General features: G+C 70.8%; 21 protein-coding genes. 12 read left to right on the top strand and 9 right to left on the bottom strand.

The genetic code is table 11. The features are described from left to right. Nucleotides 1-15: 15 nt before the first annotated feature. Nucleotides 16-828 (bottom strand): type IV toxin-antitoxin system AbiEi family antitoxin domain-containing protein, encoded by an 813-nt coding sequence (locus tag ACTIFV_RS07305; RefSeq protein ID WP_439592307.1) that lies wholly within the window; start codon nt 826-828, stop codon nt 16-18. Between the two features lie 216 nt (nt 829-1,044). Here ACTIFV_RS07305 and ACTIFV_RS07300 point away from each other — a divergent pair, with 216 nt between their 5' ends. The 4 genes from ACTIFV_RS07300 to ACTIFV_RS07285 all read left to right on the top strand — a co-directional run bounded on the left by ACTIFV_RS07300 (nt 1,045) and on the right by ACTIFV_RS07285 (nt 4,104). Next, nucleotides 1,045-2,316, top strand: a complete 1,272-nt coding sequence (locus ACTIFV_RS07300) for a DUF445 domain-containing protein (protein WP_439592112.1) — start codon at nt 1,045-1,047, stop codon at nt 2,314-2,316. Nucleotides 2,317-2,394: 78 nt separating this feature from the next. Next, a complete protein-coding gene (locus tag ACTIFV_RS07295) occupies nt 2,395-2,736 on the top strand; it encodes a gamma-glutamylcyclotransferase family protein (protein WP_439592111.1) in 342 nt (113 codons plus the stop codon). A 67-nt stretch (nt 2,737-2,803) separates the two neighbouring features. Next, nucleotides 2,804-3,637, top strand: a complete 834-nt coding sequence (locus tag ACTIFV_RS07290) for an arginase family protein (protein ID WP_439592306.1) — start codon at nt 2,804-2,806, stop codon at nt 3,635-3,637. Next, nucleotides 3,634-4,104, top strand: coding sequence for a SixA phosphatase family protein (locus ACTIFV_RS07285; RefSeq protein ID WP_439592110.1), 471 nt, complete (start codon nt 3,634-3,636; stop codon nt 4,102-4,104). Before ACTIFV_RS07290 ends, ACTIFV_RS07285 begins: the two co-directional genes overlap by 4 nt. 117 nt (nt 4,105-4,221) lie before the next feature. Here the strand turns inward: ACTIFV_RS07285 and hutI are convergent, their stop codons facing one another. From hutI to hutH, 3 genes are read right to left on the bottom strand one after another with little or no spacing between them, the layout of a single operon-like run. Continuing rightward, entirely contained in the window at nt 4,222-5,385 is a 1,164-nt protein-coding gene (hutI, locus tag ACTIFV_RS07280) for an imidazolonepropionase (protein ID WP_439592109.1), read from the bottom strand. A gap of 14 nt (nt 5,386-5,399) precedes the next feature. Next, the gene (gene hutU / locus ACTIFV_RS07275; protein ID WP_439592108.1) at nt 5,400-7,043 is read right to left on the bottom strand and encodes a urocanate hydratase; all 1,644 of its coding nucleotides are present in this window, start codon (nt 7,041-7,043) and stop codon (nt 5,400-5,402) included. Beyond that, nucleotides 7,040-8,605 (bottom strand): histidine ammonia-lyase, encoded by a 1,566-nt coding sequence (gene hutH, locus ACTIFV_RS07270; protein WP_439592107.1) that lies wholly within the window; start codon nt 8,603-8,605, stop codon nt 7,040-7,042. Before hutH ends, hutU begins: the two co-directional genes overlap by 4 nt. A gap of 61 nt (nt 8,606-8,666) precedes the next feature. Here hutH and ACTIFV_RS07265 point away from each other — a divergent pair, with 61 nt between their 5' ends. Continuing rightward, nucleotides 8,667-9,455: an IclR family transcriptional regulator gene (locus tag ACTIFV_RS07265; RefSeq protein ID WP_439592106.1), complete on the top strand. Its 789-nt coding sequence runs from the start codon at nt 8,667-8,669 to the stop codon at nt 9,453-9,455. Nucleotides 9,456-9,497: 42 nt separating this feature from the next. On the opposite strand, the gene ACTIFV_RS07260 is transcribed toward ACTIFV_RS07265, so the two are convergent. Then, nucleotides 9,498-10,508 carry a LacI family DNA-binding transcriptional regulator gene (locus tag ACTIFV_RS07260; protein ID WP_439592105.1) on the bottom strand — a complete coding sequence of 337 codons (1,011 nt, stop codon included), beginning with the start codon at nt 10,506-10,508 and terminating at the stop codon, nt 9,498-9,500. 177 nt (nt 10,509-10,685) lie between these two features. On the opposite strand from ACTIFV_RS07260, the gene ACTIFV_RS07255 reads away from it, so the two are divergent. The 4 genes from ACTIFV_RS07255 to ACTIFV_RS07240 are packed head-to-tail and all read left to right on the top strand — an operon-like array spanning nt 10,686 to nt 15,901. Beyond that, a complete protein-coding gene (locus tag ACTIFV_RS07255; RefSeq protein WP_439592104.1) occupies nt 10,686-11,948 on the top strand; it encodes a sugar ABC transporter substrate-binding protein in 1,263 nt (420 codons plus the stop codon). Nucleotides 11,949-11,952: 4 nt separating this feature from the next. After that, complete coding sequence (locus tag ACTIFV_RS07250) at nt 11,953-13,077, top strand: carbohydrate ABC transporter permease (protein ID WP_439592103.1); 1,125 nt, start codon at nt 11,953-11,955, stop codon at nt 13,075-13,077. Then, nucleotides 13,074-13,991: a carbohydrate ABC transporter permease gene (locus ACTIFV_RS07245; protein ID WP_439592102.1), complete on the top strand. Its 918-nt coding sequence runs from the start codon at nt 13,074-13,076 to the stop codon at nt 13,989-13,991. Before ACTIFV_RS07250 ends, ACTIFV_RS07245 begins: the two co-directional genes overlap by 4 nt. Then, nucleotides 13,988-15,901: a glycogen debranching N-terminal domain-containing protein gene (locus tag ACTIFV_RS07240; protein WP_439592101.1), complete on the top strand. Its 1,914-nt coding sequence runs from the start codon at nt 13,988-13,990 to the stop codon at nt 15,899-15,901. Before ACTIFV_RS07245 ends, ACTIFV_RS07240 begins: the two co-directional genes overlap by 4 nt. On the opposite strand, the gene ACTIFV_RS07235 is transcribed toward ACTIFV_RS07240, so the two are convergent. Then, nucleotides 15,885-16,361: a YbaK/EbsC family protein gene (locus ACTIFV_RS07235; protein WP_439592100.1), complete on the bottom strand. Its 477-nt coding sequence runs from the start codon at nt 16,359-16,361 to the stop codon at nt 15,885-15,887. The genes ACTIFV_RS07240 and ACTIFV_RS07235 overlap by 17 nt on opposite strands. 56 nt (nt 16,362-16,417) lie before the next feature. Between ACTIFV_RS07235 and ACTIFV_RS07230 the strand changes: the two genes are divergently transcribed. From ACTIFV_RS07230 to ACTIFV_RS07220, 3 genes are all read left to right on the top strand, one after another. Next, nucleotides 16,418-18,316: a heavy metal translocating P-type ATPase gene (locus tag ACTIFV_RS07230; protein WP_439592099.1), complete on the top strand. Its 1,899-nt coding sequence runs from the start codon at nt 16,418-16,420 to the stop codon at nt 18,314-18,316. Between the two features lie 128 nt (nt 18,317-18,444). Further along, complete coding sequence (locus ACTIFV_RS07225) at nt 18,445-19,521, top strand: Glu/Leu/Phe/Val dehydrogenase dimerization domain-containing protein (RefSeq protein WP_439592098.1); 1,077 nt, start codon at nt 18,445-18,447, stop codon at nt 19,519-19,521. Nucleotides 19,522-19,654: 133 nt separating this feature from the next. Further along, nucleotides 19,655-21,247 (top strand): AMP-binding protein, encoded by a 1,593-nt coding sequence (locus ACTIFV_RS07220; RefSeq protein WP_439592097.1) that lies wholly within the window; start codon nt 19,655-19,657, stop codon nt 21,245-21,247. Here the strand turns inward: ACTIFV_RS07220 and ACTIFV_RS07215 are convergent. The 3 genes from ACTIFV_RS07215 to ACTIFV_RS07205 form a co-directional block, all read right to left on the bottom strand. Beyond that, nucleotides 21,244-21,624: a VOC family protein gene (locus ACTIFV_RS07215; protein WP_439592096.1), complete on the bottom strand. Its 381-nt coding sequence runs from the start codon at nt 21,622-21,624 to the stop codon at nt 21,244-21,246. The two genes, ACTIFV_RS07220 and ACTIFV_RS07215, sit on opposite strands and share 4 nt — an antisense overlap. Before the next feature lie 64 nt (nt 21,625-21,688). Beyond that, nucleotides 21,689-22,912, bottom strand: a complete 1,224-nt coding sequence (locus ACTIFV_RS07210; RefSeq protein WP_439592095.1) for an MFS transporter — start codon at nt 22,910-22,912, stop codon at nt 21,689-21,691. Continuing rightward, entirely contained in the window at nt 22,909-23,517 is a 609-nt protein-coding gene (locus ACTIFV_RS07205; protein ID WP_439592094.1) for an ArsR/SmtB family transcription factor, read from the bottom strand. Before ACTIFV_RS07205 ends, ACTIFV_RS07210 begins: the two co-directional genes overlap by 4 nt. Nucleotides 23,518-23,571: the final 54 nt, after the last annotated feature.

Genomic DNA, 23,571 nt, shown 5'->3' with positions numbered 1-23,571 from the left:
CGTGCCCATCCTGACTTATCGCGCGCGTCTCTTCGGAGCCCGCGCCAGCAGTCCCGCGAGCGCTGCGCGCAGAGCCGCCGGGCGGTAGAGGATGTCCTCTGCGATCGGGCGGAACACGACGTAGCCCTGCGCCGCGAGTTCCTGGTCGCGGCGGACGTCTCGGCGTCGGGCGTCCCAGGAGCCGTGATACGCCTGGCTGTCGCACTCGATGACGAGCCATCCGTCGACGACGAGATCGACCCGCCCCACGCCGGCGATCCGAACCTGGACCTCCGCCTGATGGCCCAGTTCATGCAGCATGAGCCGGACGAGCGACTCCGGCCCGGACTCCGCTCGACCGTCGAGGCGATCGCGCCACCGGCGCAGTCGCGTCGGCAACAGCCTGAAGGCGTCCTCGACATCGTCCGGGCGGAGCAGCCCCCTCTGCAGTGCTGAGTCGAAAGATGCGACGAGCGAACGCGGCTCTTGGCACGCAGCCGACTGTACAAGAGCGTCCATGATCTCCACGGCGCCGTCTCCGGGGCGGGGCTGCCGCGCCAGTGGCGCCCAGTGGATCCGAGCAGCGATGCCGCCGCGAAGCCGGGCAGCGTTCCCCGGCACGTGCACATGGAGTTCACGGGGGACCACATGGACGAAGACGCCGGCGCGCGCCAGTTCCGACACGCAGCACAACCGGCCGCCCACCCGGACGGCATCGACGACACTGCGTGTCGAGTCGGCCCGCAGGTAGGCGCCTCGCCTCGCGCGCACGAGCACCCCCTCGCGGACCAGTCGGTCCATAGCGTGATCAGATATTCCCAGCGCATGCAGGTCGGCGCGTCCCAGCACACGGTCGGGGGCAATGGCAGAGAGGTCGATCACAAGCACGAGCCTGCGTGCGGGCCGCGTGCTCGGCGCCTCCCACGTGACAGCGGTGGGAAGTCCGCCCTCGGCAGGCGGCTGTGTAGGAGCCCGATTATTCAGGGCGGGAAGCCCTGGTGCGGGGGATCTGAGCCGAGACGCATCGCTGATCCTGAATTATCCGTACCGTGCGAGGATGACGGCATGGCGCGCACCCCGACAGCCCTCCTGAGTCCGGCTGATCAGGAGCGCCGTCGCGGGCTCCGGCTCATGAAGGGCGTCGCGCTCGGCGCGCTCGTGTTCATGGCGGTCGTGTTCGTCGTCGCGTTCGCGTTCCAGCAGCAGGTGCCCGCTCTGGCCTACGTGCGAGCGGCGGCCGAAGGCGGCATGGTCGGAGCGCTCGCGGACTGGTTCGCCGTCACGGCGCTGTTCCGGCATCCCCTCGGCATCCCGATCCCGCACACGGCGATCATCCCGAACCGCAAGGACGAGATCGGCCAGAACCTCGGCGAGTTCGTCGAGACCGAGTTCCTGCGCGGCGACGTCGTGCGCGCCAAGCTCGAGCACACCGCGATCGCCGCGCGCCTCGGCGAGTGGCTCGCGGAGCCCGCCCATGCGGAGAGGGTCGCTGCCGAAGCATCCGTCATGGCCTCCGGCGTGCTCAGGGCGCTCAGCGACGACGACGTGCAGTCGCTCATCGAAGACCTCGCGCGCGAGCACCTCATCGCCCCCGAGTGGGGTCCGCCGCTCGGCGAGTGGCTGTCGCGCATCGTGGATGCCGGGGCCCACCACGGTGCCGTCGACCTCGGCGTCGACAGCATCGCGACGTGGCTCGAGAACAACCACGCCGCCTTCACGGGGCTCGTCTCGCGCCGCCTGCCGTCGTGGGTGCCCGGGATCGCGCACCGGCTCGTCGACGACACCGTCTACAACGAGGCGGTGAAGTTCGTCCACGCGGTGCAGTCCGATCCGGCGCATCCCGCACGCAAGGCGATCGACGACTACCTCGGGCGGCTCTCGGACAACATGCAGCACGACCCCACGACGATCGGCCGCTTCGAGGACGCCAAGTCGGCCGTGTTCGACAGTCCCCGCGTGCGCGAGCTCGCCGGCCAGGCCTGGAACACCGCCAAGGCCGGCCTGCTGACCTCGCTCGCCGATCCGCAGAGCGGCCTGCGGAAGCGGATGGCGTCCGCCCTCGCCGAGATCGGACACCGGCTCACCACCGACGCGTCGCTGCAGCAGCGCGTCGACGGGTTCGTGACGGATGCCGCCGTCTTCCTCGTGGACCGCTACCGGCACGACATCGCCTCGATCATCACCGACACCGTCGAGAAGTGGGACGCCGACGAGACGACCGAGAAGATCGAACTCATGGTGGGACGGGATCTGCAGTACATCCGGCTCAACGGCACGTTCGTCGGCGCGCTCGCGGGACTCGTGATCTTCACGATCGCGCATGCGCTTCTCGGCTGACGCCCTCGCGTGCATCGGCGGGGCGGTTGTGACGCCCGCCCGCTGGCAGCGGGGTCGGAGGGCGGTTAGCCTGGGCGGGTGGCCGCCGACCAGCTCCTCTTCAGCTACGGGACGCTCCAACACCCCGACGTACAGCTCGACACGTTCGGGCGCCTGCTCGAGGGCGATGACGACGTCCTCCCCGGCTACACGCTCGACTACGCCGAGATCGAGGATCCTCGTGTGGTCGACCTGTCGGGCGCATCCGTGCATCCGATCGTGCGCGAGACCGGCAGCCCGCTCGACAAGATCGTCGGCAAGGCGTTCCGGGTGACCGAGGACGAGCTCGAGGCCTCGGACGAGTACGAAGTCGCCCTCTACCGTCGGATCGCCGTCGTGCTCGCCAGCGGTCACGACGCGTGGGTCTACGTGGGCAACTGACGTGGCGCTCTCCTACGATCCGCTGTGGCCCCGCGCCGGGGACTGGCCCGCCTTCGACGGCACGCGCGTGGATGCCGCGATCCTCGGCGTCCCCGCGCATCGGACGTCCCTGTCGCCGACGGGGGCGGATGCCACGCCCGCCGCGATCCGCGAAGCGCTGCGCCGGTACAGCCCGACCCTGATCGGCCCGCCACCCGTCGATCTCTCGGCGCGACTGCGGATCGTGGATGCCGGCGACGTCGCCGATCCCGACGGCCCCGAGGGCGAAGCCGAGGTGCGCGCCCGCGTCGCGGCGCTCGACGCGGGTCTGGTGATCGCGCTCGGCGGCGACAACTCGCTCACCTACGCGGTGGCGCAGGGCGCTCGGGCGCAGGGGCTCATCACGCTCGACGCCCACTACGACCTGCGCGACGGCGTCTCGAACGGCTCGCCGGTGCGGCGTCTCGTCGAAGACGGACTGGACCCGACGCGCATCGTGCAGATCGGCATAGCCGACTTCGCCAATTCCGCCGCCTATGCGCAGCGCGCGCTCGATCTCGGCATCACGGTCATCACGCTCGACGCGGTGCGGCGACGCGGTGTGGACGACGTCGTGGCGCACGCGCTCCAGGTCGCGGGAGCGGGCGGCGGCGGCATCCATCTCGACGTCGACGTCGATGTGTGCGATCGCTCGGTCGCGCCGGGGTGCCCCGCGTCCGTCCCCGGCGGGCTCGAAGCCTGGGAGCTGCGCGCGCTCGTGCGCGGGATCGCGACGGATGCGCGCCTCGCGAGCGCCGACATCGCGGAGGTGGATGCCACGGCCGACGCGCCCGACGGGCGCACCGTGCGCCTCGCGGCCCTGTGCGTACTCGAGCTTCTGGCGGCCCGGGCGGCGCCACGACCATCAGAGGGGACGACATGATCCGGCTCGTCCTCGTGCGGCATGCGAAGTCCGATTGGGGCGATCCGCAGCTCGACGACCACGATCGACCGCTCAACGAGCGCGGCCTCCGTGATGCCCCCGCCATGGCGGGACGACTCGCCGCGACCGGATTCCGCGCCGATGCGGTGCTGTCGAGCACGGCGCTGCGCGCGGTGACGACCGCCGACTTCTTCAGCGGAGCGCTCGGCGTCCCCGTCGAGCAGCAGGAGCGGCTCTACGGCGCCCCGGCCGCGCTGCTGCTGCGCGCCGCAGCGGAGCGCGACGTGAACGCGGTCGTCGTGGTCGCCCACGATCCGGGGATGAGCGTGCTCGCCGAGCGCCTCTCGGATGGCGCGATCACCCACATGCCGACGTGCGCCGTCGCGACGTTCGAGTGGGACGTGGACGACTGGGACGTCGCGACATCCATCGACCCCGACCGCTGGGATCAGCAGACTCCGCGCTAGAGAACGACGAAGCGCTGTCGCGAACCCACCTTCTTTCGACGAACCCACTCGATTCGGTCGACGAAACTGCGTGGGCTCGCGCGAAGCGGGTGGGTTCGGCAATCGCGGCGCGTGCAGCTACAGCGCGACGCCGTCCTTCCAGACCGTGTCGATGATCGGCACGCCGGCGCGATAGGCCAGGTGCACGCGCGTCGGTGCGTCCAGCAGCACGAGATCCGCTCGCATGCCGGGAGCGATCGATCCCACGTCGTCGCGGTGGAGCGCACGCGCTCCACCGGCCGTCGCCGCCCACACCGCTTCGGCGGGCGTCATGCCCATCTCACGCACCGCGAGGGCGATCATGAGCGGCATCGAGCTCGTGAAGCTCGAACCGGGATTGCAGTCGCTCGCGATCGCGACGATGACGCCCGCGTCGATCAGCCGCCGTGCGTCGGGATACGGCTGCCGGGTCGAGAACTCGACGCCGGGCAGGAGCGTCGCGACGGTGTCGGATGCCGCGAGGGCCGCGACATCCTCATCCGACAGGTAGGTGCAGTGGTCGACCGACCACGCGCCGAACTCGACCGCGATCTGCACCCCTTCGCCGTAGGCGAGCTGGTTGCCGTGGAGGCGCGGCAGCAGGTCTGCCCCGACGCCCGCGAGCAGGATGCGACGCGTCTCGTCCGGCGTGAACGCCCCCTTCTCGCAGAAGACGTCGAACCACTTCGCGTGCGGTGCGACGGCGTCGAGCATCTCGCCGCACACGAGGTCGACGTAGGCCTCGCGGTCGTCGGCGTACTCCGCGGGCACGACATGGGCGCCGAGATAGGTGACCTCGGGGGTGACCTCGGACGCGAGGCGCGCGAGGCGCGCCTCTCCCTCGACGGTGAGGTCGTACCCCGTCTTGATCTCGAACGTCGTCGTCCCCTGCGCGTGCAGCTCGTCGACGAAGCCCGCGAGGCGCGCACGCAGCTCGTCGTCGGTCGCGGCGCGCGTCGCGGTGACCGTGCGGCGTATGCCGCCGGCGGCATAAGGCACCCCCGTCATGCGCGCCTCGAACTCGTCGGCGCGGTCGCCGCCGAAGACGAGGTGCGTGTGACTGTCGACGAAGCCCGGCAGCACCGCCCGGCCGCCGGCATCCACGACGTCGTCGGCCGCCGGCGCATCGGCGGTCGAGCCGATCCAGGCGATGCGACCGCCGTCGATCATCACGGCTGCGTCATGGAGCGTGCCGAAGCGGTCATCCGGCGACGCGACGTTCGTCGTCAGCTCGCCGATGCCCGTGATCAGGGTGGTCGTCACAGGAGCGGAGTCCTTCACAGCATCGGCACCTTCAGGCCGCGCTCGGCCGCGACCTCCTTGGCGCGATCGTAGCCCGCATCCACGTGCCGCATGACGCCCGTGCCGGGGTCGTTCACGAGCACGCGAGCGAGCTTCTCGGCGGCGAGGGGCGTGCCGTCGGCGACGGTGACCTGCCCGGCGTGGATGCTGCGGCCGATGCCCACGCCCCCGCCGTGGTGGATCGACACCCACGAGGCGCCCGATGCGGTGTTGAGCAGCGCGTTCAGCAGCGGCCAGTCGGCGATCGCGTCGGAGCCGTCGGCCATCGCCTCGGTCTCGCGGTAGGGGGATGCCACGGACCCCGCGTCGAGGTGGTCGCGACCGATCACGATGGGCGCCGACAGCTCGCCCGACGCGACCATCTCGTTGAACTTCAGCCCCGCGAGGTGCCTCTCCTGGTAGCCGAGCCAGCAGATGCGCGCGGGGAGGCCCTCGAAGTGCACGGCGTCGCCGGCCTTCTCGAGCCAGCGGACGAGCCCGACGTCATCGGGGAACAGCGCCTTGACCGCTTCGTCGGTCTTGCGGATGTCTTCGGGGTCGCCGCTCAGCGCGACCCACCGGAACGGGCCGCGCCCCTCCGCGAACTGCGGGCGGATGTACGCCGGGACGAATCCGGGGAACGCGAAGGCGTTCTCGAACCCGCCGAGCTTCGCCTCGGCGCGGATCGAGTTGCCGTAGTCGAAGACCTCGGCTCCGGCATCCTGGAACCCGACCATCGCAGCGACCTGCTTCGCCATCGAACCCCGCGCGCGGGCCGTGAACCCTTCGGGATCGCGCTCGGCCTCTGCGCGCCAGCGGTCGAAGGGCACGCCGACGGGCAGATAGGCGAGGGGATCGTGCGCAGACGTCTGATCGGTCACGATGTCGATCGGCGTGCCGCGCAGCAGCAGGTCGCCGAACACCTCGGCGGCGTTGCCGACGACCCCGACCGACAGCGCCTCGCCCGCGCTCTTCGCGGCCACGACGCGGTCGATCGCCGCGTCGAGATCGGTCGTGTACTCGTCGAGATAGCCGTGCTCGACCCGGCGCGCGAGGCGCGACTCGTCGACGTCGACGATCAGCACGGCCCCGCCGTTCAGGGTCACGGCGAGCGGCTGGGCGCCGCCCATGCCGCCGCATCCGCCCGTCAAGGTCAGCGTCCCGCTCAGGTCGGAGCGACCGAGCGACCGCGCCACGGCGGCGAACGTCTCGTACGTGCCCTGCAGGATGCCCTGCGTGCCGATGTAGATCCACGAACCCGCCGTCATCTGGCCGTACATGGTGAGACCGAGGTCCTCGAGCCTGCGGAACTCGGGCCACGTCGCCCAGTCCCCCACGAGGTTCGAGTTGGCGATGAGCACGCGCGGGGCCCACTCGTGCGTGCGGAACACGCCGACCGGCTTGCCCGACTGCACGAGGAGGGTCTCGTCGGGCTCGAGCTCGTCGAGGGTGCGCACGATCGCGTCGTAGGCCTCCCAGCTCCGCGCAGCCTTGCCCGTGCCGCCGTAGACCACGAGATCTTCGGGATGCTCGGCGACCTCGGCGTCGAGGTTGTTCATGAGCATGCGCTTGGCGGCTTCGGCGCCCCAGCTCTTAGCGGTGCGCTCGTTGCCGCGCGCCGCGCGGATGTCACGGGTCATCGGACTGCTCCTTCGGTGGTGTCGAATTCGCGCAGCGACGCCGTCGCCGCGCGGATGATCTCGCCCGAGATGACGAGGTCGGTCGCCGCCTCGAGATCCGGTGAGAGGAAACGGTCGGGGCCGGGCCCGGCGACGACGGTGCGGAGGCGCTCGCGCACGGCGCCGGTCACCGGCGCGGGATCGAGCGGGGCCCGCAGGTCGAGCGCACGGGCCGCGGTGACGATCTCGATCGCGAGCACGCGCGCGAGTCCGTCGATGCCGCGGCGCAGCTTGCGCGCGGCGGCCCAGCCCATCGAGACGTGGTCCTCCTGCATCGCCGACGACGGGATCGAGTCGACGGATGCCGGCACGGCGAGCCGCTTGAGCTCCGACACGATCCCGGCGGCGGCGTACTGCGCGATCATGAGACCCGAGTCGACACCGACCTCGTGCGCGAGGAACGGCGGAAGCCCGTGGCTGCGCGCGGGGTCGAGCGCCCGATCGGTGCGGCGCTCCGAGATGCTCGCCACATCCGCCACCGCGATCGCGAGGAAGTCGAGCACGTACGCGACGGGAGCGCCGTGGAAGTTGCCGTTGGATTCGACGCGACCGTCGAGGGTCACGACCGGATTGTCGACCGTCGAGGCGAGCTCGCGGGATGCGACGAGCGCCGCGTGATCGGCGGTGTCGCGCGCGGCGCCGTGCACCTGGGGCGTGCAGCGGAGCGAGTAGGCGTCCTGCACGCGCGTGCAGACGGCCGGGTCGCGATGCGACGCCATGATCGCGGAGCCCGCGAGGAAGCCGCGCAGGTTCGCGGCCGACGCGGACTGTCCGTGCTGCGGGCGCAGGGCCATGAGGTCGGCGGCGAAGACGGCATCGGTGCCGAGCTGCGATTCGATCGACATCGCGGCAGCGACGTCAGCCGTCTCGAGGAGCACGCCGAGGTCGTGCAGCGCGATCAGCAGCATCCCGAGCATTCCGTCGGTGCCGTTGATGAGGGCGAGCCCCTCCTTCTCCTGCAGCTCGAGGGGGACGATCGACGCCGCGGCCAGCGCGTCCGCCGCGGGGACGAGCTCGCCGCCCACACGCACCGAGCCCTCGCCGATGGCGGCGAGGGCGACATGCGACAGCGGAGCGAGATCGCCCGAGCAGCCGAGGGAGCCGTACTCCCGCACGACGGGGGTGATGCCCGCGTTGAGCATCGCCGCGTAGGTCTCCACCACGACGGGCCGCACGCCGGTGCGTCCGCTCGCGAGCGTCTGGAGCCGCAGGAGCTGCAGTGCGCGCACGACCACGACCTCGACCTCGGCGCCCGTGCCCGCCGCGTGCGAGCGGATGAGGCTCAGCTGCAGCTGGCGTCGACGCTCGGGCGCGATGAAGGTCGTCGCGAGCGCGCCGAAGCCGGTCGAAACTCCGTAGTGGGGCTCGGGGTCGTCGGCGAGGCCTTCGATGAGGGCGCGGGATGTCGCGACCCGCTTCATCGCGGCCGGGTCGAGCTCGACCCGGGCTCCGCGACGGGCGACCGCGACGACGTCTTCTGGACGGAGGGGCGCGGCGCCGACGATGACGGGAGGTGTGCTCATGCCTCGATTCCACACCGCGGGAGTGGCCGCGGACAGGGGGACGTGGCATCCTGTGTCTGATATGCCAGACAAACTCGTCCGCTCCCGACCGCAGGTGCCGGCAGCGGATCAGACGCTCCGCATCCTCGCTCATCTCGCCGAGCAGCGCGGGCCGGTCGCGGCGAGCGCGCTCGCGACGGCACTCGGCATCCCGCGATCGACCGTGTACTTCCTGCTCGCGACGCTCGAGGAGCACGGCTTCGTCGTGCACGTCCCGGGCGAGCGCCGGTGGGGACTCGGCACCGCTGCGTTCGAGCTCGCCGGCGGCTTCGCACGTCAGCAGCCGCTCGCGCGGCTCGGTCGACCGCTCGTCGCGGCTCTGGCCGACCGCACCGGCGAGAGCGCGCACCTCGCCGTCATGACCGGCCGCGACGTGCTGTACCTCGTCGAGGAGCGCGCTCCGCGCCGGCCCGCGCTCGTCACCGACGTGGGTGTGCGCCTGCCCGCGCACCTGACCGCGACGGGTCGCGCGATGCTGGCCGCCCTGCCCCGCGAGCAGGTGCGGGCGCTGTACCCGGATGCGTCGGCCTTCGCCGATCGCACGGGCCGAGGACCCGGCTCGCCGCGCGAGCTGCGCGACCTGCTGCGCGGCGTGCGCTCCCGAGGCTTCGCGGAGGAGGACGGCGAGGTCACGCTCGGCCTGCGTTCGGTCGGGACCGCGGTGCTCGACCACGCGCGATGGCCGAGCGCCGCGGTCGCCGTCACGTTCGAGAGCGATGCGCCCGTCGATGCCGAGGCCCTCGCCGAGGTCGTGGAGGCGACGGCCGCCGAGCTCGCTCGACGCATCGGAGGCACGCGAGCCGGACGCTGAGCGCCGCTCCCCCGCGCGGTCAGCGGACGCGCCTGCGCCCGGTCAGCGCACGACGAGGCGCGGTTCGACCAGCACGTGGGCCGTTCCGGCGACGGGGATGCGCGGGTCGACCGATCGGCCGGTCGGACCCATCAGCTCGAGGACCCCCGCGGCGACCTTCTCGGGCAGCTGCTCGACGGAGCTGAGTCCGAGGGCCTCGATCGCGGGCGTGTTGTCGAAGCCGAACACCGGAAGATCCGCGCGTCCCGCGGCGGTCGCGGCCAGGTGCGCCCCGATCGCGAGCGAGTCGCTCGCGCACACGATGGCGTCGAGACGAGGATGCGACGACGCGAGCGCCGCGGCGACGACCGATCGGGCATGGCCGACGTTCTCGTCGGAGGTCAGGCGCGGCGCATCGTCGCCGCGGGCATCCATCTCGTTCCGCCATCCCCGTTCGCGATCGTCACCCGTGCCCGAACCCGACGGCCACCCGAGGAATGCGATGCGGGATCCCGCCGTCGACTGGGCATGGCGGGTCGCCGCCGCCGTGCCCGCCGCTCCGTCCACGTCGACCCAGAGGTGCGCGGGGTCGGCGACGTCGTCCTCGCCCCACGGGCGGCCGAACGACACGAAGGGCACTCCGCGATCGACCAGCCAGTCCGTGCGCGGGTCGCCGTGGAACGTGCCGGTGATGACGACCGCGTCGATCTCGCCGCCGTCGACGAGCTCGCCCATGCGCCCGATCTCCTCGGTCGGGCTCCGCGCCGCGTAGAGCTGGATCCGCATGCCCCGGTCGCCGGCGCGCTCGGTGAGGGCGTGCACGAACCGGTCGAGCACGACGCCCGAGATCCCCCCGGCGTAGGGATCGAGATGGATGCCGATGGTCGAGCTGCGCCGCGTGCGCAGCTGTCGCGCCGCGGCCGAGCGGCGATAGCCGAGCTCTGCGATGGCCTGCTCGACGCGCTCGCGCGTGGAGGTCTTGACGACCGAGGGGGCGTTCAGCACGTTCGACACCGTCTGGCGCGAGACGCCGGCGGCGAGCGCGACGTCCTCGACGGTGGGCGGCTTCACCATCGGACCTCCTCTCGCCGGTGGGCTCGTTCCGACAGGCTAGCGCGGGGGTTGACACCCTGCATGCTCGACGCTTAGTTTGACAGCAGGAATTTGATCGTTCAAAGTTTGATCGATCAAATCGCACCGATAGGGGCGCCGATAGATTCGGCACGCACGACTCATCGAAGGAGAGAGTTCATGGCACATCGCACAGCACGGATGCTCGTGGGGGTGGGCGCCCTCACGATCACGACGGCACTCGTCCTCACCGGATGCGGTTCGGGCTTCAGCGGAGGCGACGAGGGCGGCGCCGCGGACGGCGAGCTCACCTCGTCCGACGACGCGCTCGAGATCCTCATCGGCTCGTCGGGAGACGCCGAGACGGATGCCGTCAACGCCGCCGTCGCCGCGTGGTCGGAGGACTCCGGCATCGACGTGAAGGTCACCGCCGCGAGCGACCTGTCGCAGGAGCTCGCGCAGGGGTTCGCCGCCGGATCCCCGCCCGACCTGTTCTACCTCGCCCCCGAGGCGCTCGCGGGGTACGCGAGCAACGGCTCGCTCGTCGCCTACGGCGACATGCTCGAGAACAAGGACGACTTCTACCCGTCTCTCGTGCAGAACTTCACCTATGACGGCGACTTCTACTGCGCTCCGAAGGACTTCTCGACGCTGCAGCTCATCATCAACAAGGGACTGTGGGATGCGGCGGGCCTGACCGATGCCGACATCCCCACGACGTGGGACGACCTGGCGACGGTCGCGACGACGCTCACCAAGGACGGCGTGACGGGTCTCGCATTCGGCGCGGAGTATCAGCGTCTCGGCGCCTTCATGGCGCAGGCGGGCGGAGCGCTCGTGAGCGACGACGGCACCGAGGCGACGGCGAACAGCCCCGAGAACGTCGAGGCGCTCACGTACGTCAAGGACAACATGGATGCCGGCTCGTTCGCGTACGCGACGATCGACCTGGGCGCGGGCTGGGGCGGCGAGGCGTTCGGCAAGCAGCAGGCCGCGATGGTCATCGAGGGCAACTGGATCACCGGTGCGATGGCGAACGACTTCCCCGATGTCGACTACGTCGTCGCGGAGCTCCCCGCCGGCCCCGCGGGTCAGGGCACGCTGCAGTTCACGAACTGCTGGGGCATGGCTGCCGACAGCCCCAACCAGCAGGCCGCGCTCGACCTCGTCGAGTACCTGACGTCGACCGACCAGCTCCTGGCGTTCTCGAAGGCCTTCGGCCCGATGCCGCCGGTCGCCTCGGCCGCCGACGCGTGGACGAGCGAGAACCCCGACCTCGCGGCCTTCCTGGCCGGTGCGGACTATGCCAAGAGCGTGCCGACGAACGACGGCATCGCCGCCGTGATCTCGGACTTCAACGCATCGCTCGAGTCGCTCAAGACCAGCGACCCGCAGGAGATCCTCGACACGGTGCAGTCCAACACCGAGGCAGTCGTCGGCTGATCCGATGACGACCACCGCCGCAGCACCTTCCCGCGACCGGATGCCCCGCACGGGCATCCGGCGCGGGGAGGCGCTCGCCGGCTGGGTGTTCACCCTGCCGGTACTGCTCATCCTCGGGGTGTTCCTCCTCGTCCCCGTCGTCATGGCGCTCTGGGTCAGCGTCTCGGACTGGTCCGGCCGCGGCAGCCCCTTCTCGGGCAACGTGGGTTTCGTCGGGCTCGACAACTACGCCGCCATCACCACCGACGGCGGTCTGGCCACCCGTGACTTCGGCACGGCTCTACGCAACAACGCCTGGTACGTCCTGCTCGTCGTGCCGCTGCAGACCGCGCTCGCACTCTTTCTCGCTGTGCTCGTCAACCGCGCGGTGCTGCGCGGTCGGGGTGTCTTCCGCACGGCCTTTTACTTCCCTTCCGTCACCAGTTCGGTGGCGATCACGGTGCTGTGGCTGTTCCTCTTCTCGGCGACCGGGGTGGTCAACGAGATCCTGTCGTGGGTCGGCATCAACGGCCCCAACTGGTTCAACGATCCGTCCGGCATCGTGCACAACGCGCTCGCAGGACTCGGCATCACGAGCGGCCCGCCTGCTCTCACCGACAACGACTTCCTCGGCCTCTCATGGTGGAACTGGCTCGCGGGCCCGTCCGTCGCGATGTCGGCCCTCATGCTCATGGCGATCTTCACGACGAGCGGCACGTTCATGCTGCTGTTCATCGCGGCACTGCAGAACGTCGGTGTCGAGACGACCGAAGCCGCCCTGATGGACGGCGCGAACGCCTGGCAGCGTTTCTGGTTCGTGACGCTCCCCCAGCTCAAGCCCACGCTCTTCACGGTGCTGACGCTCGGCCTCATCGGCTGCTGGCAGGTGTTCGACCAGATCTACACGGGAACGCAGGGCGCTCCCGGAAAGACCACCGTGACCCCCGCCTACCTGTCCTACTCGTCGGCGTTCCTCGGCCAGGACTGGGGACAGGGCGCCGCGATCGCGTTCATCCTCTTCGGGATCATCGTCTTCTTCACGATCGTCCAGCGGTGGGTGCTGCGTGACCGTCCTGTCTCGCGGCGCCGAGCGCGCCGCTACGAGGTGTCGGCTCCGAAGGCCCGCACGACCGGAGGTGACGCACGATGAGCGGCACGACGCTTCCCGAGGCCGAGATCATCGCGGCCGAGCGAGGGACCCCGAAGTGGCAGAAGCCCACACGGCAGCGCTGGCACACCCGCACCCTGACGTGGCAGATCATTCTCTACGCCGTGCTCATCGTGCTCGCGCTCATCTACATCTACCCGTTCCTCGTCCAGGTCGCGACATCCTTCAAGTCGGATGCCGAGGCGACGTCCGACCCCATCGGACTCATCCCGCAGACCTGGACTCTCGCGGCGTACGAGCGCCTGTTCCTGCGCAGCGACTTCCCGGTGTGGTTCGCCAACTCGGCGGTCGTGACGATCTGCGTGACGCTCGGGCGCGTGTTCTTCTGCTCGCTCGCCGGCTACGCGCTCGCCCGCCTGCACTTCCGCGGGCGCGGGGTCGTCTTCGCCGCCGTCATCGCCGTCATGGCCGTGCCTTCGGTCGTGCTGCTCATCCCGAAGTTCCTCGTGATCAACCAGCTCGGGATGTACGACTCCTACGCGGGCATGATCGTTCCGCTGCTCGTGGACGCGGCGGGGGTGTTCATCATGAAGAACTTCTTCGAGTCCATCCCGGTGTCCATCGAGGAGCAGGCGCGGATCGACGGCGCCGGCACGTTCCGCATCTTCTGGTCCGTCGTGCTGCCGATGGCGCGTCCCGCGCTCATCACGATCATCATCCTGTCGTTCCAGGGCTCGTGGAACGAGCTCTCGCACTTCATCGTGTCGACGCAGTCGCCCGAGCTCACGACGCTCACGAAGGGCGTGGCCCGCCTGGCATCCGGCCAGCTGTCGCAGGGCAACCAGTTCCCGCTCAAGCTCGCCGCCGCCGCCATCATGACGATTCCCGTCGCCATCATGTTCTTCGTCTTCCAGAAGCGCATCATGAACACCGCTCAAGGAGCACTCAAGGAATGACCGACGTACCCCGGCCGCTGCCCCTGCAGCCCCTCCTCGACGACGCCGTGATCGCGCTGCGCGCCCCCACCCAGGTCTGGTCGGGCGCGGGTGGCGACATCGGCGGTGCGCCCATCGACGGCGTCTACCACGGCGACGTCCGGCACATCCGTGCGCTGTCGGCCTCGTGCGCCGACTCGCCGATCGAGTGGATCTCGGTCGCGCCGGGCGCGGCATCCCGCGTCGTCTTCGGCGGGCTGCTGCGCGGCGTCGACGACCGCTGGCCCGATCCCAAGGTGCGGCTCACGCGCGAGCGCCGTGTCGACGCGGGCCTGGTCGCCGAGACGTGGACGGTCTCGTCGCATGTCGCCGAGCCTGTCTCGACGACGCTCGAGCTGCGGGTAGAGCCCGAGTTCTCGCTCCTGCACGAAGTGAAGTCCGGCATCGCCGACGCGCGCGCCTTCGACGTGTCGGTGCGGGATGCCGCGGCCGCCGTCACTGCAGGGCATCAGCGGTTCACGCTCGACGCCCCCGGCGCCGAGGTCGACGCGGAGGGCGCCGTCATCGTCGCCCGCTGGCGCATCGACGTTCCACCTCGGGGCCGGGCCGACGTGTCGTTCTCGCTGCGGCTCGCAGACGACTCGCTCGTCGTGCGGGCCGGCGGTGACGGGTCCCCGTGGGATGCGGCATCCGTCGTCGCACGCGCGCGCCCCTTCGAACAGCGGCTCGCGCGCTGGCTCGACACGGCCCTGGGCGACCTCGACGCGCTCCGGCTCGCGATGCCCGACGCGCCATCGGACGAGTTCTACGCGGCGGGTGCGCCGTGGTTCTTCACGCTCTTCGGCCGGGACTCGATCTGGGCGGCGCGGCTCGCGCTCCCCCTCGACGTCGGGATGGCGGCATCCACGCTCCGCGTGCTCGCGCGCCTGCAGGGCGCCGACGACGACCCCGCGTCCGCGCAGGAGCCCGGCAAGATCCTCCACGAGCTGCGCTCGACCGTTCTCGAGCTGCCCCACGAAGGCATCGCACTGCCGCCGCTGTACTTCGGCAGCGTCGATTCGACGCCGCTGTGGGTCTGCCTGCTCGCCGATGCGTGGCATGCGGGCATGCACGACGACGAGGTGCGCGAGCTGCTGCCGGCCCTGCGCCGTGCGCTCGCGTGGATCATGGAGCACGGCGACAGCGACGGCGATGGATTCCTCGACTACATCGACCGCACCGGTCGGGGTCTTGCCAACCAGGGCTGGAAGGACTCGGGCGACTCGATCCAGTGGCGCGACGGGCGCCTCGCCGAGGGTCCGATCGCCCTGTGCGAAGTGCAGGGCTACGCGTACGAGGCCGTGCTCGCAGGCGCCGATCTGCTCGACGCCTTCGCAGACGACGACACGTCCGCTCTGCGCGCATGGGCCGCGGATCTTCGCGAACGGTTCGCGGCGTCCTACTGGGTCGAAACGCCCGAGGGGCGCTATCCGGCCGTCGCGCTCGATCGCGACAAGAAGCCCGTCGACACCCTGACGAGCAACATCGGCCACCTCCTGGGCACCGGCATCCTCGACCCCGCCGAGGAGTCGCACATCGCGGGACTGCTGGTGGGACCGTCGATGTCGAGCGGCTACGGCATCCGTACGATGTCGACGGATGCCGCGGGGTACTGGCCGCTCTCGTACCACGGCGGCAGCGTCTGGATGCACGACACCGCGATCGCCGTCCGCGGCATGATGCGCGCGGGCCTGGACGCCGAGGCGCGCACGATCGTCGACGGCATGCTCGCCGCGGCCGAGGGCTTCGACTTCCGGGTGCCCGAGCTGCACTCGGGCGACGCGCTGGACTCGTCTTCACGACCGACGCCCTACCCGGCGGCGTGTCGCCCGCAGGCGTGGTCGGCGGCCGCCGCCGTCGTCGCGCTGGATCTGCTCAGTCGACCTTCGTGACCGTGCCGCCCGTCAGCGCGACGAGCTGGTCGTAGGTCATCGGGAAGACCGTGTGCGGCGTGCCCCCGGCCGCCCAGATCTCGTCGTACTGCGCCAGATCCTCGTCGACGACCGTGGTGAGACGAGACGGATGCCCGGCCGGCGCGACACCGCCGATCGCCTGCCCCGTCGCCTCGCGCACCTGCTCGGCGGTCGCGCGGACGATGTCACCGCGGCCGAGCCGAGCTGCCAGAGCAGTCGTGTCGACGCGGTGCGCGCCGCTGGTCATGACCAGGAGCGGCGCGCCGTCCGACCAGAAGACGAGGCTGTTGGCGATCGCGCCGACCTCGACCCCGAGGGCGGCGGCCGCGAGGGGTGCGGTGGATGCCGCATCCGGCAGCACGACGATGTCGCCCTCGATTCCCGCCGCACGGATGGCGTCGTGGACGAGGCGGCTTCGCGGGTGCAGGTTCTCCGTCATCGCCCCAGAATAGAACGGGCCTGTTCACCGCCGTCTCTGCGCGCCAGTCTTGTCGCATGAGGATCCTCCGAGCGCTGACCCGGTATCCGGTCATCACGGCCACCGTGGTCGTGGGCATCACGGTCCTCGTGCTCGATGTCGCCGGGTACGACCGCACGAGCCGATGGATCGCGACGGTCTACGTCTCGCTCGTGATCGCCTGGACGCTCGTCGGGATGATCCGCGACGTCGTGCGCGGACACGTGGGCCTCGACGTCCTGGCGGTGGTGGCCATGATCGCGACGCTCGCCGTCGGCGAGTACGTGGCATCCCTCATCATCGTGCTCATGCTCTCGGGCGGCGAGGCTCTGGAGGACTTCGCGGCGCGGCGCGCGAAGCGCGAGCTGACGGCGCTGCTCGATCGTGCGCCGCGCATCGCGCACGTCATCGTGCATCCGTCGGATGCCGATTCCGACGAGACGCAGGACGCCGCGGCCGACGACGTCGCGATCGGCGACGTGCTGCTGGTGCGCCCATCAGAGGTCGTGCCGGTCGACGGCGAGCTGCTCACCGAATCGGCGTCCTTCGACGAATCGTCGATCACGGGCGAGAGCCTTCCCGTCGAACGCGCGCGCGGCGACGAGATCCTGTCGGGCTCGGTCAACGGCACGCGCGCCGTGCGCGTGCGCGCGACGCGGCGCAGCGCCGACAGCCAATACCAGCAGATCGTCGCGCTCGTTCAGGAGGCCGAGGACTCCCGTGCACCGGTCGTCCGCCTCGCCGACCGCTTCGCCATCCCGTTCACGGCCGTCTCGCTCGTCATCGCGGGGGCGGCGTGGGGGATCTCGGGGGATGCGACCAGATTCGCCGAAGTGCTCGTGCTCGCGACCCCGTGCCCCCTCCTCATCGCGGCGCCCGTGGCGTTCCTGGGCGGGCTGTCCCGCGCGGCCAAGGCGGGCATCATCATCAAAGGCGGCGCGGTCATCGAGCAGCTCGCACGCGTACGCTCGGCCGCGTTCGACAAGACGGGCACGCTCACCGCCGGCCGACCGGTGCTCGTCGAGGTGCGGCCCGCCCCGGGCTTCGACGGCGACGAGCTCTTGGTGCTCGCGGCATCGGCCGAGCAGTACTCCAGTCACGTGCTCGCGGAGGGCATCCGTCGCGCGGCGCGCGACCGGGGGCTGGCCTTCGTCGGGGCGAGCGAGGCGCGGGAGGTGGCGACGAACGGGGTGAGCGCCGTCATCGGCGGGCGCACGGTCGTCGTGGGCAAGCCCGCCTACATCGCCGCGATCGCTCCCGACACCGCGCGGGTCGAGCTCACCGCGGGTCACGCGGCGGCGTACGTCGCCGTCGACGGATGCTTCGCGGGAGCGCTGGTGCTGGCCGACCACGCCCGGCCCGAGGCTCGGGCGGTCGTCACCTGGCTCCGCTCGCAGGGGGTCGAACGCATCGTCATGCTGACCGGTGACGCACGCCCCACGGCGGACGCCATCGCCGCGGGCGTCGGCATCACCGACGTGCACGCCGAACTGCTCCCCCGCGAGAAGGTCCATCTCGCCGCGCAGATGCGGCCGCGACCCGTTCTGATGGTCGGCGACGGCGTCAACGACGCACCCGTCCTCGCCGCGGCGGACGTCGGGATCGCCATGGGCGCGAAGGGGTCGACGGCAGCCGGCGACGCCGCCGACGCCGTCATCCTGAAGGACTCCCTGTCGCGGGTCGCCGACGCGGCATCGATCGGTCGCGACACCCTGCGCGTCGCCTACACGGCCATCTGGATCGGCATCTCCCTGAGCATCGCCCTCATGCTGGTCGCCACGACGGGAGTGATCCCCGCCGTCGCCGGCGCGCTGGTGCAGGAGCTCGTCGATCTTGCGACGATCCTCTACGCGCTGCGCGCCCTCACCGGCCCGCCGGTGCGTCTCGACGTCGAGCAGGGTGTGCCGTCGCCGCGCGCGCATGCTCCGGCATCCTGACCATTCTGCTCAACTCCCCGCGCGCAGGTTGAACGATCCGCCCGGCGGTGGTGCAATGGACGATGGATGCCGCAACGCCGCGGCATGCGGAGCGCACAGCCCACAAGGCCAGCCGAAGGAAGAACGCGATGTCGCACACCCTGCCCCTGCCCGATTACACGCACGAGCGCGTGGAGGTGATCACCGGGCGACGCAGCGGCCTGTTCATCGCCGTCGCACTGCACTCCTCGGTGCTCGGATCCGCTCTCGGCGGTGCACGGCTGTGGTCGTACCCGCACTGGAGCGACGGACTCGGCGACGCGCTGCGGCTCTCGGCCGCGATGACGCGCAAGAATGCGGCCGCGGGTCTCGACGCCGGCGGGGGCAAGGCCGTGATCGCGCTCGAGCCCGGCACGGTGCTCGACCCCGAGCGGCGTCGCGACGCGTTCCTCGATCTGGGCGACGCCGTCGAGTCGATGCACGGTCTGTACCGCACCGCCGAGGATGTGGGGTCGACGACCGACGACATGCTCGTCGTCAGCGAGCGCACCGACCACGTGGTCGGTCTGCCCGAAGCGGGCGGCGGCTCGGGCGAGCCGGCGGGCCCCACGAGCCTCGGCGTGTACGAATCGCTGCGTGCGACCCTCGAGCGGGTCGCCGGGGCGTCGGATGTCGCGGGGCGCCGCATCACGATCTCGGGGCTCGGTCAGGTCGGCAGTCGCCTCGCGGTGCGCTTGGCAGCCGAGGGCGCTGTGCTCACCGTCACCGATGTGAACCCCTCGAAGCGGGATCTCGCTCTCGAACTCGGCGCCGACTGGGCGCTGCCGGGCGAGGAGCACCTCATCCCGGCGGACGTCTTCGTGCCGGCGGGCATCGGCGGTCTGCTGACCGACGACGTCATCGACGCGCTCGATGCGAAGGCCGTCTGCGGCCCGGCGAACAACCCGCTGGCCGCGCGCGAAGGCGCGGATCGCCTCGCGGGACGCGGCATCCTCTACGCCCCCGATTTCGTCGTGAACGCCGGCGGCGTCATCTACCTCGACCTCGAGGCGAAGAAGCTCGGCACCCGCGCCGAGATCATGGATCGGGTCGCCGCGATCGGCGGCACGGTGCGGCGCATCTTCGACGAGGCGGCGTCGCGCGGTGTGACTCCGCTCGCAGCCGCCGAGGGACTCGCCGCGGAGCGTCTCGCGGCGGGCGGCCGCCAGCACGTGCTGGCGCACTGACGCGCGGGCGCACAGGCGCGGCATCCATCGTCGGGACCCGGTTCCGCACTCTTCGGAACCGGGTCGCTCGGTGGCATGATGGACCGCATCGTCCGGCGACGGAGTCGGGTGACGGCCGTCGAAGGAGACCCCCGTGTTCCGAAGCCCTCTGCCCGATGTCGAGATCCCCGACGTCAGCGTCTACGACTACCTCTTCGGCTCGCTCACCGACGACGACCACGGCCGCGTCGCTCTGATCGATCCGGCGACGGGCGTCGAGACGACGTACGGCGGACTCCGTGCGCAGATCCTCGCTTTCGCGGGCGCCCTCGCTGCTCGCGGGGTCGGCACCGATACCGTCATCGGGCTGCTGTGCCCCAACGTCCCCGCGTTCGCCACGGTGTTCCACGGCGCGCTCCGCGCGGGCGCCGCGGTCACGACGATCAACTCGCTCTACACGGCGGGCGAGATCGAGAAGCAGCTGCGGGATGCCGGCGCGACGTGGTTCGTCACGGTGTCGCCCTTGCTGAGCCAGGCGTCGACGGCGGCGGACGCCGTCGGGATCCCGCCGGAGCGCGTCATCGTGCTCGATGGCGCGGAGGGTCACCCCGACCTGCGGCAGATGCTGACCGAGGGCTCCCCCGCGCCCGACGTGTCGTTCGATCCCGCGACGCACGTCGCGGCACTCCCCTACTCGTCGGGGACGACCGGCATCCCCAAGGGCGTCATGCTCACGCACCGCAACCTGGTGGCCAACGTGCAGCAGTCGCGCGCGAACATCGACCTGCACGCGAGCGACCGGGTGCTCGCGGTGCTGCCGTTCTTCCACATCTACGGGCTGACGGTGCTGCTGAACCTCGCGCTGCGCCAGCGCGCGAGCCTCGTCACGATGCCGAAGTTCGACCTCGTCGACTTCCTCACGAACATCCAGCGGTTCGGCTGCACGTACCTGTTCATCGCGCCCCCGATCGCGGTCGCGCTCGCGAAGCATCCGGTCGTCGACGAGTTCGACATCTCGACGGTGCACTCGGTCTTCTCGGGTGCCGCGCCGCTCGACGGCGAGACGGCCGACGCCGCCGGCCGTCGGATCAACGCGCGGGTCATGCAGGGCTACGGAATGAGCGAGCTGTCGCCCGTGTCGCACGCGACGCCGCACGATCGGGACGACGTGCCGGTCTCGTCGGTCGGCACGCTGCTGCCCAACCAGGAGTGCAAGCTCGTCGACACCGAGACGGGCGAGGAGATCACGTCCTTCGGCGAAGGCGGAGTGACGGCGCCGGGCGAGCTGTGGATCAAGGGCCCGAACGTGATGCTCGGCTATCTCGACAAGCCCGAAGCGACGGCCGAGACGCTCGATGCCGACGGCTTCCTGCACACGGGAGACATCGGCGTCTACCACGAGGGCGGCTACTACTCGATCGTGGCTCGCGTGAAGGAGCTCATCAAGTACAAGGGCTACCAGATCGCGCCGGCCGAGCTCGAGGCGCTGCTGCTGTCGCACCCGAAGGTGATGGATGCGGCCGTCATCGGCGTCCTGGACGACGACAAGCAGGAGATCCCCAAGGCGTTCGTGGTCGCCGCGCCCGAGTCGGGGTTGACCGCCGACGATGTCATGTCCTTCGTCGCCGACAGCGTGGCGCCGCACAAGAAGGTGCGTCGCGTCGAGTTCATCGACGTCATCCCCAAGTCGACGGCGGGCAAGATCCTGCGGAAGGACCTGCGGGCGCGCGAGACGACGCCGGCCTAGCCCGCGTCCTCGATCAGGTGCAGCTGCGTGCCGTCGGGATCGATCAGGAACCCCGCCCGCAGCCCCCATTCCTGCAGGGCGACAGGGACGAGGCGCGGGATGCCGGAGTCCCGCTCGGGCACGCCGCTCGCGCGCACCGCGGCGTAGAGCGCGTCGAGATCGGCGACCCGCACGCTCGTCATGAACCAGCTCGCGTACGGATCGTGCTCGGGCGCGAGGAAGAACTCGAGCTCGACGCCGCCACGCGCGAGGATGAGCCATCCGCCGTCGCGGAACCGCTGCTCGAACCCGAACCCGCGGTAGAACGCGATCGTGTCATCGAACGATCTGGACGGCAGATTGGGCACGGCGCGGTCGGTCCGAGTGCGAGGAGCCATATCCCGAACCTATGACGCATCGTGCGTCGAGGGAACCTCGACGCACGCTCGACCGCCGCCGACGTCACGCCTGCGCATGCGCCGCGTGGCGCGAAGGCGCCAGGGCCAGCACCCCCGCGGCGATGACGCCGGCGACGGTCGCGTAGATGAGGATCCGGTAGTCCACCGCTGCGATGACCGACGCCCCCACGATGCTGAAGAGCGTCTGCGGCACGTTCACCGCGACGTTGCCCGCCGCCGATGTGCGCCCCTGCAGGTGCGGCGGGGTCTGCTTCTGCCGCGACGTGGAGAACCCCACGACGATGATCGGGATGCTGAACCCCAGCACCGCCATACCCACGACGACGAGCGGCAGCGAGGTCCACGCCGTCGGAAGGCACCCGATGGCCATGAGCAGCATCCCGCATCCGACGGCGCGCCCCTCGCCGAGCCACGTCACGATGCGTGCCGAGAGGATGCCGCCGAGCACCGCACCCGCTCCCTGGATCGGGACGAGGATGCCGAGCGCCGCCGTGTCGATGCCGAGACCCTGCTCGAGGGCGGGGAAGACCGTCACGTTGACGAGCCCGATCGCTCCGAAGGCGATCGCCATCGAGAGCGTCAGACGATTGAGCAGCGGCGTGCGGGCGAGGTGCGCGAATCCCGCGCCCAGATCGCGCCGGTAGCGACCATCGGCCACCTTCGGCGTCGGCGGCGTCTCGACCACGTGGATGCGCGCCATGAGAACGGTGGTGACGGCGAAGGATGCCGCGGTGAGCACGATCACGGCAGCCGGGCCGGCGAGGACGTAGAGGGCGGTGCCGATGAGCGGCGAGATGAGCCGGAAACCCTGATCGATCGTCGTGAGCGTGCCGTTCGCCGATGCGAGCCGGTCGTCGTCGACGAGATCGCGGATCAGCCCCGACTGCGCCGCCGCCGTGAGGTACCCGACGGAGCCGTAGAGGAAGATGACCGCGTGCACGAGCCACACCTGCCCGGTCGGCTGCACCGCGAGCAGGGCGAGGACGATCGGCACCATCAGGGCGTAGGCGATGACGAGCAGCCGCTTGCGCGACACCCGGTCGGCGAGCATGCCCAGGAACGGCGCGAGGACGGCGGGAAGACCGAGGGCGATGAAGACGCTGGCCGCCGCGGCATCCGATCCGGTGAGATCCTTCACCCAGACGGCCGCCATGAGATACAGGGCGCTGTCGCCGAGGTTGGAGAACACCCACGCGGCCGACAGCTGCCGGAACCCGCGGATCGACCAGGCAGCCACGCGAGGAGCACGCCGGGTGGCGGTGGTCATGCGGACTCCCCGTCGGGCATCTGCTCGGCGAGCGGGCTGGACCACGGCTCGGGGTTTGCGATCGCCATCATGCGCGAGAAGCGTGCGCCGGGCGGACGAAGCCCCGGGTCCGCGCTGCGTCCCGCGAAGCGCTCGGTGATGCGCTGGAGGTCCTGGCTCAACTGCGAGAGCTCCTCGGCGGTCGCCCAGAAGGTGCTGCGGGTGAAGGTGGATGCCTGGACCCAGTCATCCGTCTCGTTCTCGATCTCGACGAAGTACGTGCGCGCCCGCTGCCACTCGGCGTCGAGCCCGAGCACCGCGAGTTCGCGCAGCGCCGCGAGCGAGCCGGGGAGCTCGGGGTCGGGTCGCATGTCCCACGACCGCGACAGCGCGCGCCACGGCTTCTCGCGCCCGCGACCCGGCGCCCGCTCGATGAAGCCGTACTTCTCGAGCGTGCGCAGGTGGAAGGAGCAGCTTGCGACCGACTCCCCCACGGCCTCCGCGCATTCGGTGGCGGTCAGCTCGTCGCGCTCGGTGAGCAGGTCGAAAAGGCGCAGACGGAGGGGATGCGCGAGCGCGCGCAGCCGCGCGGGATCGGTGATGCGGGAGTAGTCGGCGTCGGTCACGACCTCGACGATAGATCCTAAAGACATCTTGCGCAACACTTCTTTAGCATTGAA

Origin of the sequence: Microbacterium sp., from assembly GCF_051860965.1 — a bacterium.
In the GTDB taxonomy this organism is placed as follows: domain Bacteria; phylum Actinomycetota; class Actinomycetes; order Actinomycetales; family Microbacteriaceae; genus Microbacterium.
The sequence above is the reverse complement of the archived record's forward strand: the minus strand, read 5'-3'. Positions and strand labels throughout refer to the sequence as shown.

What these genes read in the sequence shown, in the direction of transcription:
- hutU (WP_439592108.1), bottom strand. Translation starts at nt 7,043, where the DNA reads ATGACCCGTGACATCCGCGCGGCGCGCGGCAACGAGCGCACCGCTAAG.
- ACTIFV_RS07265 (WP_439592106.1), top strand. Translation starts at nt 8,667, where the DNA reads ATGCCAGACAAACTCGTCCGCTCCCGACCGCAGGTGCCGGCAGCGGAT.
- ACTIFV_RS07235 (WP_439592100.1), bottom strand. Translation starts at nt 16,361, where the DNA reads ATGACGGAGAACCTGCACCCGCGAAGCCGCCTCGTCCACGACGCCATC.
- ACTIFV_RS07240 (WP_439592101.1), top strand. Translation starts at nt 13,988, where the DNA reads ATGACCGACGTACCCCGGCCGCTGCCCCTGCAGCCCCTCCTCGACGAC.
- ACTIFV_RS07255 (WP_439592104.1), top strand. Translation starts at nt 10,686, where the DNA reads ATGGCACATCGCACAGCACGGATGCTCGTGGGGGTGGGCGCCCTCACG.
- ACTIFV_RS07225 (WP_439592098.1), top strand. Translation starts at nt 18,445, where the DNA reads ATGTCGCACACCCTGCCCCTGCCCGATTACACGCACGAGCGCGTGGAG.
- ACTIFV_RS07300 (WP_439592112.1), top strand. Translation starts at nt 1,045, where the DNA reads ATGGCGCGCACCCCGACAGCCCTCCTGAGTCCGGCTGATCAGGAGCGC.
- hutH (WP_439592107.1), bottom strand. Translation starts at nt 8,605, where the DNA reads ATGAGCACACCTCCCGTCATCGTCGGCGCCGCGCCCCTCCGTCCAGAA.
- ACTIFV_RS07215 (WP_439592096.1), bottom strand. Translation starts at nt 21,624, where the DNA reads ATGGCTCCTCGCACTCGGACCGACCGCGCCGTGCCCAATCTGCCGTCC.
- ACTIFV_RS07260 (WP_439592105.1), bottom strand. Translation starts at nt 10,508, where the DNA reads ATGGTGAAGCCGCCCACCGTCGAGGACGTCGCGCTCGCCGCCGGCGTC.
- ACTIFV_RS07285 (WP_439592110.1), top strand. Translation starts at nt 3,634, where the DNA reads ATGATCCGGCTCGTCCTCGTGCGGCATGCGAAGTCCGATTGGGGCGAT.
- ACTIFV_RS07230 (WP_439592099.1), top strand. Translation starts at nt 16,418, where the DNA reads ATGAGGATCCTCCGAGCGCTGACCCGGTATCCGGTCATCACGGCCACC.
- ACTIFV_RS07250 (WP_439592103.1), top strand. Translation starts at nt 11,953, where the DNA reads ATGACGACCACCGCCGCAGCACCTTCCCGCGACCGGATGCCCCGCACG.
- ACTIFV_RS07210 (WP_439592095.1), bottom strand. Translation starts at nt 22,912, where the DNA reads ATGACCACCGCCACCCGGCGTGCTCCTCGCGTGGCTGCCTGGTCGATC.
- ACTIFV_RS07245 (WP_439592102.1), top strand. Translation starts at nt 13,074, where the DNA reads ATGAGCGGCACGACGCTTCCCGAGGCCGAGATCATCGCGGCCGAGCGA.